This is a genomic window from Nonomuraea sp. NPDC049421 (assembly GCF_040677005.1).
Taxonomy (GTDB): domain Bacteria; phylum Actinomycetota; class Actinomycetes; order Streptosporangiales; family Streptosporangiaceae; genus Nonomuraea; species Nonomuraea salmonea.
The window spans coordinates 73,645-87,768 of record NZ_JBFAQA010000003.1; the positions used below are offsets into that span (position 1 = coordinate 73,645).

Consider the following 14,124-nt stretch of genomic DNA (forward strand, 5'->3'; position numbering starts at 1 on the left):
GACGTTATCGCAGCAGGAGGGTGACGCTGTACGCGACGATCCACGCCAGCCAGCCCAGCCAGCCGATCAGCCCGGCCGGCCCGAGACGGTTGCCGCCCTCGACGTTGTACGGCGCCGCGAGCGACGACACCAGGAGCAGCGCCGCGCTCGCATAACCCAGACCCGCCTGCCAGACGGGCACGAGCCCGCCACTCACCCCCGCGACGGTGAAGCCGAGCAGCGCCATGGCCAGGAAGGCCTGGTTGAACCCGAACAGCACGTTGCTCATCCCCCACAGGCCCGCCATCGAGCCGCGACCGTGGCGGGCGGCCGTCGCCATGCCGAACCGCAGCGCCTCGATGCCGGTGAACGTCGCATTCTGCAGCACCACGGCAGCGAACCCCATCAGCGCCCACGCCCCCTGGTCGGCGTCGCCACGCCACAGCACCGACAGCAGCCCCGCAGCGAAGAAGGTCAGGCACAGCCAGGTCACCGGCACGACCACCGACGGCCGCTTCAACGCGTCCGCGATGCCGTCGTAGGCGTCGGTGGCCGCGTCGCGGTCCGCGCGTTACCCGATGTCGCGGCCCACGCGCCTCAGCGCCACCCGATGACGCGGCCAGTGCACGTCGGCGCGACTCGGCGTCGGGGCTGCGTGGGTCAGTGGGGCTTGGCCTGGTGCTGGTCGGGGGCCATAGGGGCTTCTAGGCTGGGTATGAGGTGATTGTCATGTATGAGTCGCATGTCCAGCCTCATCGTTACGTCGCCTGGAAGGACCCGGGCGACCCGGATGCCGAGGAGGAGTGCCGGGTCTGTGGGGAGCAGGAGGACCCGCGGCGGCCCGGGCTGCACCGGGATGAGATCGCGCCTGAGCGGCCCGCCGATCCGGCCGAGTTGCCGCTGCTCGACCATCTCGTACACGTGATCCGCACCGAACTGGCCGACACCCGGGTGCCGCTGCTCGACGCGCACCTCGACATCCTCGCCCGGCGCGCCGCACACGCCCTCTACCTCCGCGGCGCGATCAGGCCCCGCCGCTCCGACTGGCGCCCGCCGACCGGTCACGGCGTTCGCGGCGGCATGGTGAACATCGACCGGTGAGCGCCGGACGCCGCTGTCTGCGCGGGCGGTGAGCGTCGGACGCGGCTACAGAGCTCGCATCGTGAGGATGAGGTGGCCGAGTGGGGTGGAGTGCGTGGCGCTCACTTCCAACGCGGCTTCGGTGGCGAGGGCTTCGTACTGGTCCATCGATCGCTCGCGGCCGCCGGCCAGGACGAGCATGCGTAGGTTCATTTCGGCGAACATGGCCGGTGCGGCGTCGCCGCCGCCCTGGAACTCGATCATGACGATCCGTCCCTGAGAACCGGCGGCCTCGGCGCAGCGGCGGAGGATGCGGATGGCTGAGGCGTCGTCCCAGTCGTGGATGACTCGGCGCAGCACGTAGACGTCGGCCCCGGCGGGCAGTGGGTCGAAGAAGCTCTGGCCGGCGAAGACGCAGCGCCCGTCCAGGCCGCGTTCGGCCAGGAAGTGGCGGCCGCGATCGACCGTGTCAGGGAGGTCGACGAGAGTGCCGCGGAGGCCGGGGTGGGCGTGCAGCAGCTCGGCGAGCAGGGCGCCGGTGCCGCCGCCGACGTCGGCGACGTGCCGTACGCCGGACCAGTCGAAGCCCGCGAGGGCGTCGGCGAGGTAGTCGGGGCCGTCGGCCATCATGGCGTCGAACGTCGCGCTCAGCTGCTCGTCGGCGGCCAGGTGAGCCCAGAGCGGCAGCCCGAAGACCGTCTCCCAGGCCGGCTGCCCGGTCCGTACGGTGTGCAGCAGCCCGGTGAACGCCAGGTCCATGCGTCCGCCGAACCCGTCGAGGTCGAGCCGGGCCCGCATCCCCGAGGGATGACCGGAGGCCAGGAGCGCGGCGGGCTCGTTCACCGCGAAACCGCCCGGCGAGGGCTCGGTGTAGAGGCCATGGCAGACCAGGTGGCGCAGCAGCCGGGCCAGCGCGTCGGCGTCGGCGCCGGCACGGCGGGCCAGCTCATCGACCGGTACGCGATCATCGCCGATCAAGTCGGTCAACCGCAAAGTGGCCGCCACGCGTACGGCCATGGGCGTGACCAGGTCCGTCACCGGCGCGAGCACCTTCCACGCCGACTCCCACGCCGCCTCATCACCGGACATGTCACGAAAGACTAGGGGCAAAGGGCCCGGCACGTCTTGGACGAATCAGAACCGCGGCCGACCAGAGGCCGACGGACCGCGCCCGTGCTCGCCGCATCGCCAGCTGCCGATACGCTCCCGAGCGCAGCTCCTCGCCGGGGTCACTCCACCACGTCGGACACCGGCCGCCGGACGGCGCCGTGCTCGTCGAAGGTGATCCCCAGCCGCATCACCATCTGCGGATGCGTCCCGGAGCACAGCTCCTCGCTCAGGAACGCGCGCAGGTGCGGGAACTCGAGCGCCTGGGTGTGGAAGGCTGCGCTGACGCCGTAAGCGCTCGCGTGCAGCAGGACGCGTTGCAGGGCCTGACCTGCGGTGAGCCAGTCGGCGGCGGTGTCGCCCGCAGTGGTGAGCAGCGCCACCACGCCGATGGCGGTGGCGGCCGGGTCGCCGCGGGTGCCCCAGTCGTGGCGCCAGGCGTAGTCGCGCTGGGCGAAGCCGGAGGAGCCCGTGCCGGCGGAGTGCGCGGGGTAGGCGTCGGCGGGGACGCCGTCCTTGCGGGCGCTGCCCGGCGGCCTGGCCCAGCGGACGAGCTCCAGCGTGAACGCCCGGTCCATCGACTGGACGTGCTGCGCCGCCTCCGTCAGGCCGGCGAGGACCCGGATGGCCCGGGGCTCCCGGACCGGGGTGAGCCGGGCGCCTTCGGCGGCGGCCTGGCGGACCAGCGCCTCCACCAGCCGGTCGGGGACGGGCATGCCGGCGAAGGGGGCGCGGTGCGTGCGGCGGTGCCTGATCTCCCCGTGCAGCGTCTTGGTGTGCTCGTCGGGGGCGGTCCGCTCGCCGAGCCGGACGATGGCGAGCAGCGCCGGCTTGTCGGGGTCGGGCAGCAGGCGGACGACCGGCTCGTACTCGTGCCGGCGCAGCGCCGTGCACAGGTTGAACAGCGCGGCCCCGCAGCTGATGTGCAGGTGACGGCCCTCGGGGTCGGCGCGGCGCAGCTTTCTGGCGGTGTCGGCGCGCACGGTGATCTCGTCCCCTGAGACGGTGAACGTCCACGGCTGGCTGTTGTGCACCGACGGCGCCCAGGTGGCCGCCTCCAGCGCGGCCCGGACGGCCTGCTCAGCCTGCTCGCCGAGGTCCGCGGGCTTGTGCATGGTGGTCATGGAGGGCTTCCTCTCCGAGGCGCCTTGTTCGTACCTCTCCATCACAGCCGGATCGGAGAACGGACGTCAGTGCTGGACGGCCCGCGTTCGAAGGACCTTCGTCCTTCACCTGACGCCTCGATGACCACGCAAAGACGCGGCAGGCTCTAGCATTTCGGCGGTGAGCACCTACGGCGACGCGTTCGAGCACCTCGACGTCCACCACCTCCCCCAGCGGCAGCAGCACATCCTGGCCACGATCAGGGACTGGGTGGTCAGGCACGGTTACCCGCCGAGCACGCGCGAGATCGCCAGGGCGGTGGGGCTGCGGTCGACCTCGACGGTGTCCAAGCACCTGAAGGCGCTGGAGGATCAGGGGCTGCTGCGCAGGGGCGCGGCGATGGCGCGGCCGATCGACGTACGGCTGTTCCTGCGCCCCGACTCCGCCGAGCCGGCCGCCGACCTGGTGAGCGTGCCGGTGGTGGGCGACATCGCGGCGGGCGTGCCCATCCCGGCCGACGAGCTGCTGGACGAGACGCTGACCCTGCCGCGCGACCTGACGGGGCGGGGCACGGTGTTCGCGCTGCGGGTGCGCGGTGACTCGATGATCGAGGCGGCGATCTGCGACGGTGACGTCGTCGTCGTACGGCAGCAGCCCGACGCGCACTCGGGCCAGATCGTCGCCGCGATGATCGACGGCGAGGCCACCGTCAAGGTCTTCCGCCGCCGCGGCGGCCACGTCCATCTTGAGCCGCGCAACCCGGCGTACGAGGTGATCGACGGCGACGAGGCCACGGTGCTGGGCATCGTGGTGTCGGTGCTGCGCAGCGTCTGAGCGGTTACGGCTTCCTGCCGAGGGCGCCGAACTGGAAGACCTCGCGGTCCTGGAAGCTGGTCTCCGGCTCAGGGCGCCACTTCGGCAGCGAGACCACGCCGGGCTCCAGCAGGTCGAGGCCGTCGAAGAAGGCGCGCAGCTCGCCTTCGGTGCGCAGCGTGAGCGGGGTGGCGCCGCTGGCGTTCCACTCGGCGGCGGCCTTGTCCATCGAGGCGCTGCGGACGCTGTGCGCGAGCGCGAAGTAGCTGCCGGACGGCAGCGCGTCCAGGAGCGTGCGCACCGAGGCGTGCGCCGGCCCGGCGTCCGGCACGAACTCCAGCACGCCCATCAGCAGCAGCGCGACCGGACGGGAGAAGTCGAGGGTACGGGCGGCGTCGCGCAGGATCGGCCCGGGCTCGCGCAGGTCGGCGTCGAGGTAGTCGGTCGCGCCCTCCTCGGTGCCCACCAGCAGCGCTCGCGCGTGGACCAGCACGATCGGGTCGTTGTCGACGTACACGATTCTGGCCTTGGGGTTGACCCGCTGGGCCACCTGGTGCGTGTTGTCGGCGGTGGGGATGCCGGTGCCCACGTCGAGGAACTGGTCGATGCCGCACTCACCGGCCAGGTGGCGCACGACGCGGCCGATGAACTCCCGTTCGGCCCGCGCGTTGACCGGCAGGTCGGGCATGACCTTCACGATCTCCGCGCCGACCTCGCGGTCGGGGGCGTAGTTGTCCTTGCCGCCCAGCCAGTAGTCCCACACGCGGGCGGGGTGCGGGACGGAGGTGTCCATGCGTGCGGCCAGCGCGGCGCGATCTGCGTTCTCCCCCATCACAGCCTCCTCATCAGCATCAGATTCAACGTTTTAAGAGATCAACATAGACGCCATGCCCCGCCTTCGCCGGGCAAATGCCGCAGGTCATGCCATTCACTCAACATGGCCTCAACAGATGCTCAACACGCCGCCGCCTAGCGTGTCCCCCGACGGATCACCCGAAGGGGGAGGACGACATGAGCCACACAACCAGGACCGGGAACGGCCGCGCGCGGCGCACGCTGGTGCGGGCCGGCTCGGTGATCGCCGCCGGCGCGGTCGTGGCGGGCGCTCTCAACGCCGCTCCGGCCCAGGCGGCCGCCGACACCGCGCGGATCAACGCCTATCTGGCCGCGATCCCCTACGGGACGAAGATCAGCAACAACGAGATCGCCTGGGAGGGCGGCTCGGTGCGGCTGCTGCTGTCGGCCACGCAGGCGTCCTGCCCGCGCGGCTGGTACTGCGTGTACGAGCACAGGAACTGGCGCGGCGCCATGGCCAAGTGGCGTTCGTCACCGGCGAAGTGCAAGAAGTTCGACTTCACCCGCTACTGGCGCGACAAGGTCTCGTCGTTCTGGGCGCGCGGCTCCTGCGAGCGCAACAACTACTTCCTCAAGGACAAGAAGAAGTGGCAGCCGGACCCCTTCCAGCTCTTCGAGGGCAAGAAGGCGTGGGTGCGCTATAACGACCGCTACGACTACGCCGCCAAGGGCCTGTGAGAAATCTTTCCTGAGGCGTGTCGATCCGGGGGCCGGCCGTTCGACGCATGGGTGAGCGGTCCCGTCCGGGACCGGCTCCGGGGACGCTGTCAGGAGATCTCATGAGCACCGTGGTGATGCACAACGTGGTGTCGGTCGACGGCTTGATCGCCGACGCGGACGACCAGGTCGGCCCGCTGTTCGACTGGTACGGCAACGGGACCGTGGACGTCGGCATGGGCCGGGTGTCGCAGGCGTCGGCCGACTACCTCCAGCAGGTCCTGCCGGAGGTCGGGGCGCTGGTGATCGGCCGGCACCTGTTCGACACCACCGACGGCTGGCAGGGCCGGCCGGCGTCGGGCGAGCACGTCGTCGTGGTGACGCACCGGCCCCGGCCCGAGGGCTGGCACCCGGACGCGCCCTTCCACTTCGTCGAGGGCGTCGCCGAGGCGGTCGCCAAGGCGCGCGAGCTGGCCGGCGAGCGCACGGTCGGCGTGGCGGCGGGCGAGGTCGGCGGCCAGGCCCTCGCCCTCGGGCTGGTGGACGAGGTGGCCATGGACGTCGTGCCGGTCGTCTTCGGCTCTGGCAAGCGGTACTTCGGCTCGCTAGACGCGCAGCACCTGCTGGAGGACCCGCACGTGGTCATCCGGGGCGATCGCGTGCTCCACCTGCGCTACCGCGTCCGCCGCCAGAGCCGCTGAAGCCGGCCAGAGCTCGCTAGAAGTCGCAGCCGGGGTCAGGCGAAGCGGCGGGGTCGGGCGAAGCGGCGGGGTCCTGGTCCGATGGGGCCTCGGGGGCGAGGTCCGAAGGGCCAGGATCCGATGGGGCGAGGTCCGATGGGGCGGGGCGGGAGGCGCGGCGGGTGCGGGCCGGTTCGCCCGGCGGACGGGGGCCCGCCGGGCCGTGGCCCAGCCCGATCGAGAACTCCCCCGCCGTCTGCGCGACGACCCCGCCGATCTCGTGCAGGCGGGCCCGCCCCGACGTCCGGGTGACCGACACGGTGAGCGCCGCCGTGATCAGCCCGCGATGGTCGCGTACGGGAGCCGACACCCCGACCTCGGTGTCGTCCAGCTCGGTGTCGGAGATCGCGTACCCGGCCGTGCGCACGTGCGCCAGCTCGGCCAGCCACTGCTCCTCGCTGCCGACCGCGCTGTCCAGCCCCGACGGCAGGGTGGCGCGCAGTAGCTCGCGGACGCGGTCGTCGTCCCAGTCGGCCAGCAGGGAACGGCCTGCCCCCGCCATGATGACGGGGACCGACACACCCTCCCACACCCGGTGATAAGCCCGCGACGAGGGTACCGACAGCAGGGTCAGCACCATGCTGCCGCGCAGCACGCACAGGTACGCGTCCTCGTCGAACGCAGCGGCCAGACGCCGGACGTAGGGGGCGGCCAGGCGTACGAGCCGCGCGTGCTGGGTGCGGGCGGCGAGCGCGAACAACCGCCACCCGAGCCGGTAACGGCGGGTGAGCGGGTCGCGCTCGACCATGCCTTCGAGCTCCAGGGACCGCAGAGCCCGCGAGACCTGGCTTTTCTCCCGGTCGAGCCGCTCTGCGATCCAGCTCACGCCGAAGCCGTCGGCGTCCCGTTCATCCCCATGACCTGCGAGTACTTCGAGGATCTCCATGTCCCGGCGTAGCCCGGCCGAGGACACTGGCGGCTTCTCCGTCATCCTTGTCCGTTCGTAACGAAAGCATTGCACTAGTGTTGCGCTAGCTGCATCTCATTTTGCGCTCACCGCAACAGATCGCATACGTTTGCGAATCCATGCAAGCGTAAGCGAAGGTGGTCACTTCATGAGTTTCGGCGAGTACGTGGTCTCTCGATGGGACACCCTCTCGCTGGCCGCCGCCGAACACGCCCTCGTCGTGGCGATCGCGATCCTCATCGCCACCCTCATCGGCGTCGCCGTCGGGCTCCTCTCCTACGACTCTCCGAGAGTACGCGGCAGTTCCATAGCGGTCTCCGCGGCGATCCTCACGATCCCCTCGCTGGCGCTGCTCACCCTGCTCATCCCGATCACGGGCCTGGGCTGGGGCTCGACGCTGGTCTCGCTCGTCGTGTACGCGTTCCTGCCGATCATCCGCAACACCGTGACCGGGCTCAACGGCCTGGACGCGGCCACCGTGGAGGCGGGCCGCGGCATGGGCCTGACCCGTACGCGGGTGCTGCTGCAGGTGCAGCTCCCGCTGGCCTGGCCGCTGATCCTGGCGGGCGTGCGGATCTCGGCGCAGATGCTCATCGGCATCGCCGCCATCGCCGCCTTCGTCGACGGGCCCGGCCTCGGCAACCAGATCTTCGAGGGCCTGTCCAGGCTCGGCTCGGTGAACTCGCTCAACGCCACGCTCGCCGGCACCCTCGGCGTCGTCGTCATCGCCATCCTGTTCGACCTGTTCTTCTTCGCCGTCCGCCTACTGACCACCCCGAGGGGGCTTCGTGTTCGACCGTGACTCCGAAGGCGTGCGCATCGAACTGCGCTCGCTGACCAAGCAGTACCCGGGGCAGGCCGCCCCAGCGGTCGACAACGTCACCCTCGACGTCCCGGCGGGCGAACTCGTCGTGTTCGTGGGGCCGTCCGGGTGCGGCAAGACGACCACGATGAAGATGATCAACCGGCTGGTGGAGCCCACTTCCGGCGAGATCCTCATCGGCGGCGAGGACGTGCTCGGCCTCAACCCGGACGAGCTGCGCCGGCACGTCGGCTACGCCATCCAGCAGGTCGGCCTGTTCCCCCACCTGACCGTGGCGCAGAACATCGGCCTGGTGCCCAAGCTGCTCGGCTGGGCCCCGGCCAAGGTCGCCGAGCGCGTCGAGGAGCTGCTCTCGCTGGTCAGCCTCGACCCGTCGGCGTTCCGCGACCGCTACCCGCGCCAGCTCTCCGGCGGCCAGCAGCAGCGCGTCGGCGTAGCCAGGGCCCTGGCCGCCGACCCGCCCGTGATGCTCATGGACGAGCCGTTCGGCGCCACCGACCCCATCACCCGTGAGCACCTGCAGAACGAGTTCGTCCGCCTGCAGAAGCAGCTCCGCAAGACGATCATCTTCGTCACCCATGACTTCGAGGAGGCGATCAAGCTGGGCGACCGCATCGCGATCCTCCGCGAACGCTCCCACATCGCCCAGTACGACACCCCCGCCAACATCCTCGCGAATCCCGCCGACGACTACGTGGCCAGCTTCATCGGCCAGGACGGCACGCTCAAGCGGCTGGCGCTGCTCCGGGTCGAGGACATCCCGCCCGCCGAGCCGTCCCCGGACCCGGCGCTGCTGCAGGTGGCGGCCGGCACCACGCTGCGCGAGGCGCTCGACCTCATGCTGGCCCACGGCACCGACCGGTGCAGCACGCCGTCGGGCGTGCTCACCTACGCCTCGCTCTGCGCGGCGGTCGGCGCGCCGGAGCAGGAGGGCGCGGGAAGCGGAGGTCTCCGGTGACCGTCCATACCCTGCGGCGGGCCGCGCCCGTCCGTCCCCTCGAACGGCGCATGCCCCGCGTCCGCAGCCTGCTGTTCACCCCGGTCGCGGTGCTCGTCGTGCTCGCCGCCCTCTATCTCTGGGTCGGCACGCTGGAGCTGGACTCGATCGAGCAGCGCAGCCTCAACACCTCCGTCATCGTCACCAAGGCCGTCGAGCACCTGAAGATGACGGCCGCCGCGACCCTCCTCGTCGTGGTCATCGCCATCCCCCTCGGCATCGTCGCCTCGCGGGCCCGCAACAAGATCGTCGCGCCGCTCATCCTCACCGTGGGCAACCTGGGCCAGGCCGTCCCCTGCATCGGCCTGCTGGTGCTCGCCACGTTCCTGATGGGCGTCGGCTTCCAGACCGCGCTGGTCGGCCTCGTCGCGTACGCGGTGCTGCCCGTGCTGCGCAACACCATGGTCGGCGTGCAGCAGGTCGATCCCGCGCTCATCGAGGCGGCGCGCGGCATGGGCATGACCCGTGGCCAGGTGCTGCGGCGGGTGGAGCTCAAGCTCGCGGTGCCGGCGATCCTGGCCGGGCTGCGTACCGCGCTCGTCCTGACCGTCGGCGTGGCCACGCTCGGCGCCTTCGTCGCGGCCGGCGGCTTCGGCGAGCTGATCATCAACGGACTCAAGCTCAACCGCATGCCCGTCACCATCGTCGGCGGCGTGCTCACCGCATGCATCGCGTTCCTCATCGACTGGCTCGGCGGTCTGGCCGAGCACGCGCTCAAGCCGCGCGGCATGTGATCTCGCCATCCCTGAAATCCCCCGTTTCGTCAGGCAGTTCCCCCACGCAACCCCCACAGAGGTGTTTCTGACATGCGTTTCCGTCCCCTCAGGACGACACTCACCCTTCTCGCCGCCGCGACGCTGACCCTGTCGGCCGGTGCATGCGGCGGCTCCGGCTCCGTCGAAACGGGCAGCGCCGGTGACGAGCTGGCGGGCGCCAAGCTCGTGGTCGGCTCCAAGGACTTCACCGAGAACATCATGCTCGGCAAGATCGCGGTGCACCTGCTCCGGGCGCACGGCGCGGAGATCGAGGACAAGACCAACCTCGGCGGCACCGTACCCAACCGCAAGGCCCTGGAGTCCGGCGAGATCGACCTGTACTGGGACTACTCGGGCACCGGCTGGATCGAGTTCCTCAAGAACACCAAGCCGATCCAGGACTCGGCCGAGCAGTTCAAGGCCACCTCCGAGGCCGACCTGAGCAAGAACAAGATCAAGTGGATCGGGCCGACCCCGCTCAACAACACCTACGCCCTGGCCATCCGCTCCGAGAAGGCACAGGAGCTGGGCGTCAAGACCGTCTCCGACGTGGCCGAGCTGCTCAAGACCAAACCGCAGGAGGTCACGCTCTGCATAGAAACGGAGTTCTCCACGCGTGACGACGGCCTGCCCGGCCTGTCCAAGGCCTACGAGATGGAGATCCCGAAGAACCAGGTCAAGCTGCTCGACACCGGCGTCGTCTACACCGAGACCGACAAGGGCCAGACCTGCAACTTCGGCGAGGTGTTCACCACCGACGGCCGCATCGCCGCGCTCGGGCTCACCGTGCTGGAGGACGACAAGAAGTTCTTCCCGATCTACAACGCCGCGGTGACCGTGCGGCAGGAGACGTTCGAGAAGTACCCGGCGCTGGAGAAGGTGCTCCAGCCGGTCATCGACAAGCTCGACGACGCCACCATGCAGCAGCTCAACGCGCAGGTGGACGTCGAGGGCAAGGAGCCGGACAAGGTCAGCGAGGAGTGGCTGAGCAAGGAGGGCTTCCTGGGCTCGCCCGCCTGACCGTCTGCCTGACCGTCTTCTCGGGAACGGCCCGCGCCTCGTCCGGCGCGGGCCGTTCGCGCGTCCGGACCGGTCCATTGACTGGAACCGCTTGCGCGTGAGTCAGAAATCGATAATTCTTAGGAAGGTTTCCTTTTTAATCCTGTCTCACCCCCCAGGAGCGCAGGTGCGCAAGAGTACGATCGCGACCGTGACGGCGGCCACCGGAATGCTGGTCCTGCTGCCGGCATCCGCCGCCAACGCACACGGCACCATGTCCAACCCCCCGAGCCGCGTCTACGTCTGCAAGAACGAGGGCCCGGAGTCGCCGAAGTCCGCCGCCTGCAAGGCCGCCGTGGCCGCCGGTGGCACCCAGGCGTTCTACGACTGGAACGAGGTCTCGCTGCTCGAAGCGGGCGGCAGGCACCGCCAGCTCATCCCCGACGGCAAGCTCTGCAGCGCGGGCCGCGACAAGTACCGCGGGCTCGACCTGCAGCGCTCCGACTGGCCTGCCACGCAGGTGCGGCCCGGCAACTTCACGCTGACGTACCACGCGACCGCCCCGCACGCCAACAGCAACTTCGAGTTCTACATCACCCGTGAGGGCTGGAACCCGACCATGCCCCTCAAGTGGTCGGACCTGGTGCACATCAAGACGTTCAACAACCAGAACCCGACCACGTTCACGAACTGGTCGATCAACCTGCCGCAGCGGAGCGGGCGGCACATCCTCTACTCGATCTGGCAGCGCGTGGTCGGCAGCAACGAGGCCTTCTACACCTGCTCGGACGTGGACTTCGGCGGGGGTGGCACTCCGAACCCCAACCCGACGCCCACGCCAACCCCGACCCCCACCCCGACCCCGACGCCCACGAACCCCCCGACCAACCCCGGCGGCACGTGGAGCGCGAACAAGGCGTACCGGGTGGGCGACCGGGTGACGTACAGCGGCTCGACGTACGAGTGCATCCAGGCGCACACCTCGCTCGCCGGCTGGGAGCCGCCGAACGTGCCCGCCCTCTGGAAGCGCGTCTGACCTCACTCATCGAGGGCGGCCGCATTGAGGGCGGCCGCCCTCGTCACGGGACGGTGGCGAGGAAGACGTCGCCGTTGCCGAAGGCGCGGCCGCCCTCAGGCGTGCCGTACGTCAGCCCCGCGATCGCCACCTTCCCCTGCCCGGTCGCCGCGGCGTACAGGTTGGGCTCGGCGAACGGGTCGACGCCGTCGTCCCTGACGGTCCCGAGCTGGGCGGCGGCGCGCTGGGCGCCCTTGGCGTCCAGGCGGAGCGTCAGCACGTCGGCCCCGCCCGCCGGCACCCCCACCTTGCCCCGCGTGTAGCCGGCGACCGCGATCTCCCCGCCCGGCAGCGCGGCCACGGCGGCGCCCTCGTCGGCGGCGGCGGTGGCGAGCCGGTGCTCCCATCGGCGCTTGCCCCGGTCGGTGTAGGCGACGGTGAGCGCGTCGCCCGACGTGGCGCCGGTGGCGACGACCAGGCCGGCGGTGGTGACGGTGACCGCGTTCAGCCGGTCGTCGCCGGTGCCGCCCTCGGTGGCGGCCCAGGTCCTGGCGCCGTCGGCGGTGTACGCGGCCAGCCAGCCGTCCGTGCCGCCGCGCGCGGTCGTGCCGGGCAGCGCGGCCGTGGTGCTGCCCGTCAGGTAGACGCCCGTGGCCGCGGCGGCGACGCCGGTGGCCTTGTCCTCGCCGGGGCCGCCGTACTGGCGGATCCACGTCACCTCGCCATCGGGGCCCAGGCGGGCGGCGATGGCGTCCTTGTCGCCGGCGTTGGCGCCGTCGAGCGCGCCCTTCGTGTAGCCCGCGACGTACGCGCCTCCGTCGGGGGCCACGGCGAGCCCGTACACGCGATCGGCGGCGTCCGGCGCGCCGAACTGGGTGGTCCAGCGCACCTCGCCGTCCGGGCCGAGCCTGACCACGAACGCGTCGTCGGTGCCGTTACCCGCGTGCTTCCCGTCCAGGTCGCCCTTGGTGTAGCCGGCCGCGAGCGCGCCGCCGTCCGGCAGCGGCGCGACCCCGTACAGGCGCTCGTCGGCGGGTGTGGCGATGCGCCGGGTCCAGCCGCCCGGCCTGGTGACGACGGCGTCGAGGTCGCCCTTCTCGGCGGTGGCGTACCCGATGGTCAGGGTGCCGTCGGCTGCGGCGGCCACGCCGCCCGCCCAGTCCACGGCGGACGTGCCGTGCAGCGGGGCGGGCAGGCCCGTCGGCGGGACGATGCTGAGTCCGGGGCCGAGGTCGGCCATGGCCTGCTCGAAGGCGGGGGTCCAGACGTCCCAGTCGTGGCCGCCGTCCAGGATCCTGAGCTGGGCGGAGATCGCGGGTGAGCGGCGGGCGGCGTTGTAGAGGGCGGCCGACTCGAAGTCGAGGTCGTGGCGGGCGTCGGCCGGGTCGGGGTTGGCGTACTCGTCGTCGCCGACGGCCACGAACATCCGTACCGGCAGGTCGGGGTCGAGGTCCTCGAGCAGGGCCGGGTAGTTGAGCTTCTTGTAGACCGCGTCCGCGAACTTCTCCTCGCCCTCGCCGAACGCGCCGTAGTCGCGGGCCGAGGAGTCCGACGGCGGCAGCGGCGTGTAGACGGCGGGGCTGAGCACGGCGGCGGCGCCGAACAGGTCCTGGTGCGCGAGCGCGTAGCGCAGGGCGCCCGCGCCGCCCATCGAGTAACCGCCGACCAGGCGGGCCTGCCTGATGGGCGCGGTCCGGTACGTGGCGTCCACGTGCGCGACGAGGTCCCTGGTCAGCGCCGTCTCCACCGGGCGGCCCGGCAGGTCGTCACCGGTGTAGCGGGAGTCGACGTACCAGTTGCCGCGTTCGCTCCACGGGGCGTCCGGCATGACCGCGATGACCGGCGGGATGCGCCTGGTCCTGATCATGTCGTCGAGGGTCGTCTTGACCCGGGTCCACGCCTGCATGCTGTCGCCGCGGCCGTGCAGCAGGTAGAGCACGGGGTGGCGGTCCTTGCTCCGGTCGTATCCGGCGGGGAGGTAGACGTTGTAGGCGATGTCCTCGCCCAGGGCCTTCGAGGGCGCGGCGGCGGTGGTGATCGTCCCGCCGGTCCGCGCCTCGGTCTGGGCGGGGCCGGCCGTCAGGCTGAGCGCGGTCACGACGGCGAGGGCGCCGGCGGTGATCCATCGGGGTACGGGCATCGACCACTCCTGTAAACGTTTACCGAACGCGCCTCATGTTTCGGGAGAGTTTCATGGGGCGGGGGGTGTGCTGTCAACTGTCCGTTTCTGTCGCCCATGCTTAATGACTTTAAGCTAGTGCATAATAGATGTAAGTTTTTGTTTCCCCTTGTC

Annotated in this window: 15 protein-coding genes; 9 read left to right on the top strand and 6 right to left on the bottom strand. The window is 71.0% G+C overall.

What is annotated here, in order from left to right; all coding sequences use genetic code 11:
• Positions 1-4 precede the first annotated feature (4 nt).
• On the bottom strand, positions 5-499 hold the full coding sequence (locus AB0K18_RS06370) for a hypothetical protein (RefSeq protein ID WP_364910693.1): 495 nt from the start codon (positions 497-499) through the stop codon (positions 5-7).
• Between the two features lie 209 nt (positions 500-708).
• On the opposite strand from AB0K18_RS06370, the gene AB0K18_RS06375 reads away from it, so the two are divergent.
• Positions 709-1,080 (top strand): hypothetical protein, encoded by a 372-nt coding sequence (locus tag AB0K18_RS06375; RefSeq protein WP_364910696.1) that lies wholly within the window; start codon positions 709-711, stop codon positions 1,078-1,080.
• A gap of 45 nt (positions 1,081-1,125) precedes the next feature.
• On the opposite strand, the gene AB0K18_RS06380 is transcribed toward AB0K18_RS06375, so the two are convergent.
• Together AB0K18_RS06380 and AB0K18_RS06385 are read right to left on the bottom strand one after the other, a co-directional pair.
• Positions 1,126-2,148, bottom strand: coding sequence for a methyltransferase (locus tag AB0K18_RS06380; RefSeq protein WP_364910697.1), 1,023 nt, complete (start codon positions 2,146-2,148; stop codon positions 1,126-1,128).
• Positions 2,149-2,288: 140 nt separating this feature from the next.
• Positions 2,289-3,290, bottom strand: coding sequence for a hypothetical protein (locus AB0K18_RS06385; protein WP_364910699.1), 1,002 nt, complete (start codon positions 3,288-3,290; stop codon positions 2,289-2,291).
• Between the two features lie 160 nt (positions 3,291-3,450).
• Here AB0K18_RS06385 and lexA point away from each other — a divergent pair, with 160 nt between their 5' ends.
• Positions 3,451-4,104: a transcriptional repressor LexA gene (lexA, locus tag AB0K18_RS06390; RefSeq protein WP_364910702.1), complete on the top strand. Its 654-nt coding sequence runs from the start codon at positions 3,451-3,453 to the stop codon at positions 4,102-4,104.
• Between the two features lie 4 nt (positions 4,105-4,108).
• Here the strand turns inward: lexA and AB0K18_RS06395 are convergent, their stop codons facing one another.
• Positions 4,109-4,915: an SAM-dependent methyltransferase gene (locus AB0K18_RS06395; protein WP_364910704.1), complete on the bottom strand. Its 807-nt coding sequence runs from the start codon at positions 4,913-4,915 to the stop codon at positions 4,109-4,111.
• 179 nt (positions 4,916-5,094) lie between these two features.
• Between AB0K18_RS06395 and AB0K18_RS06400 the strand changes: the two genes are divergently transcribed.
• Both AB0K18_RS06400 and AB0K18_RS06405 read left to right on the top strand, forming a co-directional pair.
• On the top strand, positions 5,095-5,616 hold the full coding sequence (locus AB0K18_RS06400; protein ID WP_364910706.1) for a peptidase inhibitor family I36 protein: 522 nt from the start codon (positions 5,095-5,097) through the stop codon (positions 5,614-5,616).
• A 101-nt stretch (positions 5,617-5,717) separates the two neighbouring features.
• The gene (locus AB0K18_RS06405; RefSeq protein WP_364910709.1) at positions 5,718-6,296 is read left to right on the top strand and encodes a dihydrofolate reductase family protein; all 579 of its coding nucleotides are present in this window, start codon (positions 5,718-5,720) and stop codon (positions 6,294-6,296) included.
• A 16-nt stretch (positions 6,297-6,312) separates the two neighbouring features.
• Here the strand turns inward: AB0K18_RS06405 and AB0K18_RS06410 are convergent, their stop codons facing one another.
• A complete protein-coding gene (locus AB0K18_RS06410; RefSeq protein ID WP_364910711.1) occupies positions 6,313-7,266 on the bottom strand; it encodes an IclR family transcriptional regulator C-terminal domain-containing protein in 954 nt (317 codons plus the stop codon).
• A gap of 124 nt (positions 7,267-7,390) precedes the next feature.
• On the opposite strand from AB0K18_RS06410, the gene AB0K18_RS06415 reads away from it, so the two are divergent.
• The 5 genes from AB0K18_RS06415 (at position 7,391) to AB0K18_RS06435 (ending at position 11,852) form a co-directional block, all read left to right on the top strand.
• On the top strand, positions 7,391-8,044 hold the full coding sequence (locus AB0K18_RS06415; protein ID WP_355432505.1) for an ABC transporter permease: 654 nt from the start codon (positions 7,391-7,393) through the stop codon (positions 8,042-8,044).
• Positions 8,031-9,023: an ATP-binding cassette domain-containing protein gene (locus tag AB0K18_RS06420; RefSeq protein WP_364910714.1), complete on the top strand. Its 993-nt coding sequence runs from the start codon at positions 8,031-8,033 to the stop codon at positions 9,021-9,023. The genes AB0K18_RS06415 and AB0K18_RS06420 overlap by 14 nt, the downstream gene beginning before the upstream one ends.
• The gene (locus AB0K18_RS06425) at positions 9,020-9,796 is read left to right on the top strand and encodes an ABC transporter permease (RefSeq protein ID WP_364910717.1); all 777 of its coding nucleotides are present in this window, start codon (positions 9,020-9,022) and stop codon (positions 9,794-9,796) included. Before AB0K18_RS06420 ends, AB0K18_RS06425 begins: the two co-directional genes overlap by 4 nt.
• Positions 9,797-9,868: 72 nt before the next feature.
• The gene (locus AB0K18_RS06430) at positions 9,869-10,837 is read left to right on the top strand and encodes a glycine betaine ABC transporter substrate-binding protein (protein ID WP_364910719.1); all 969 of its coding nucleotides are present in this window, start codon (positions 9,869-9,871) and stop codon (positions 10,835-10,837) included.
• Between the two features lie 166 nt (positions 10,838-11,003).
• A complete protein-coding gene (locus AB0K18_RS06435; protein WP_364910722.1) occupies positions 11,004-11,852 on the top strand; it encodes a lytic polysaccharide monooxygenase in 849 nt (282 codons plus the stop codon).
• A 43-nt stretch (positions 11,853-11,895) separates the two neighbouring features.
• Here the strand turns inward: AB0K18_RS06435 and AB0K18_RS06440 are convergent, their stop codons facing one another.
• Complete coding sequence (locus AB0K18_RS06440; protein ID WP_364910725.1) at positions 11,896-13,971, bottom strand: alpha/beta hydrolase-fold protein; 2,076 nt, start codon at positions 13,969-13,971, stop codon at positions 11,896-11,898.
• Positions 13,972-14,124 lie beyond the last annotated feature (153 nt).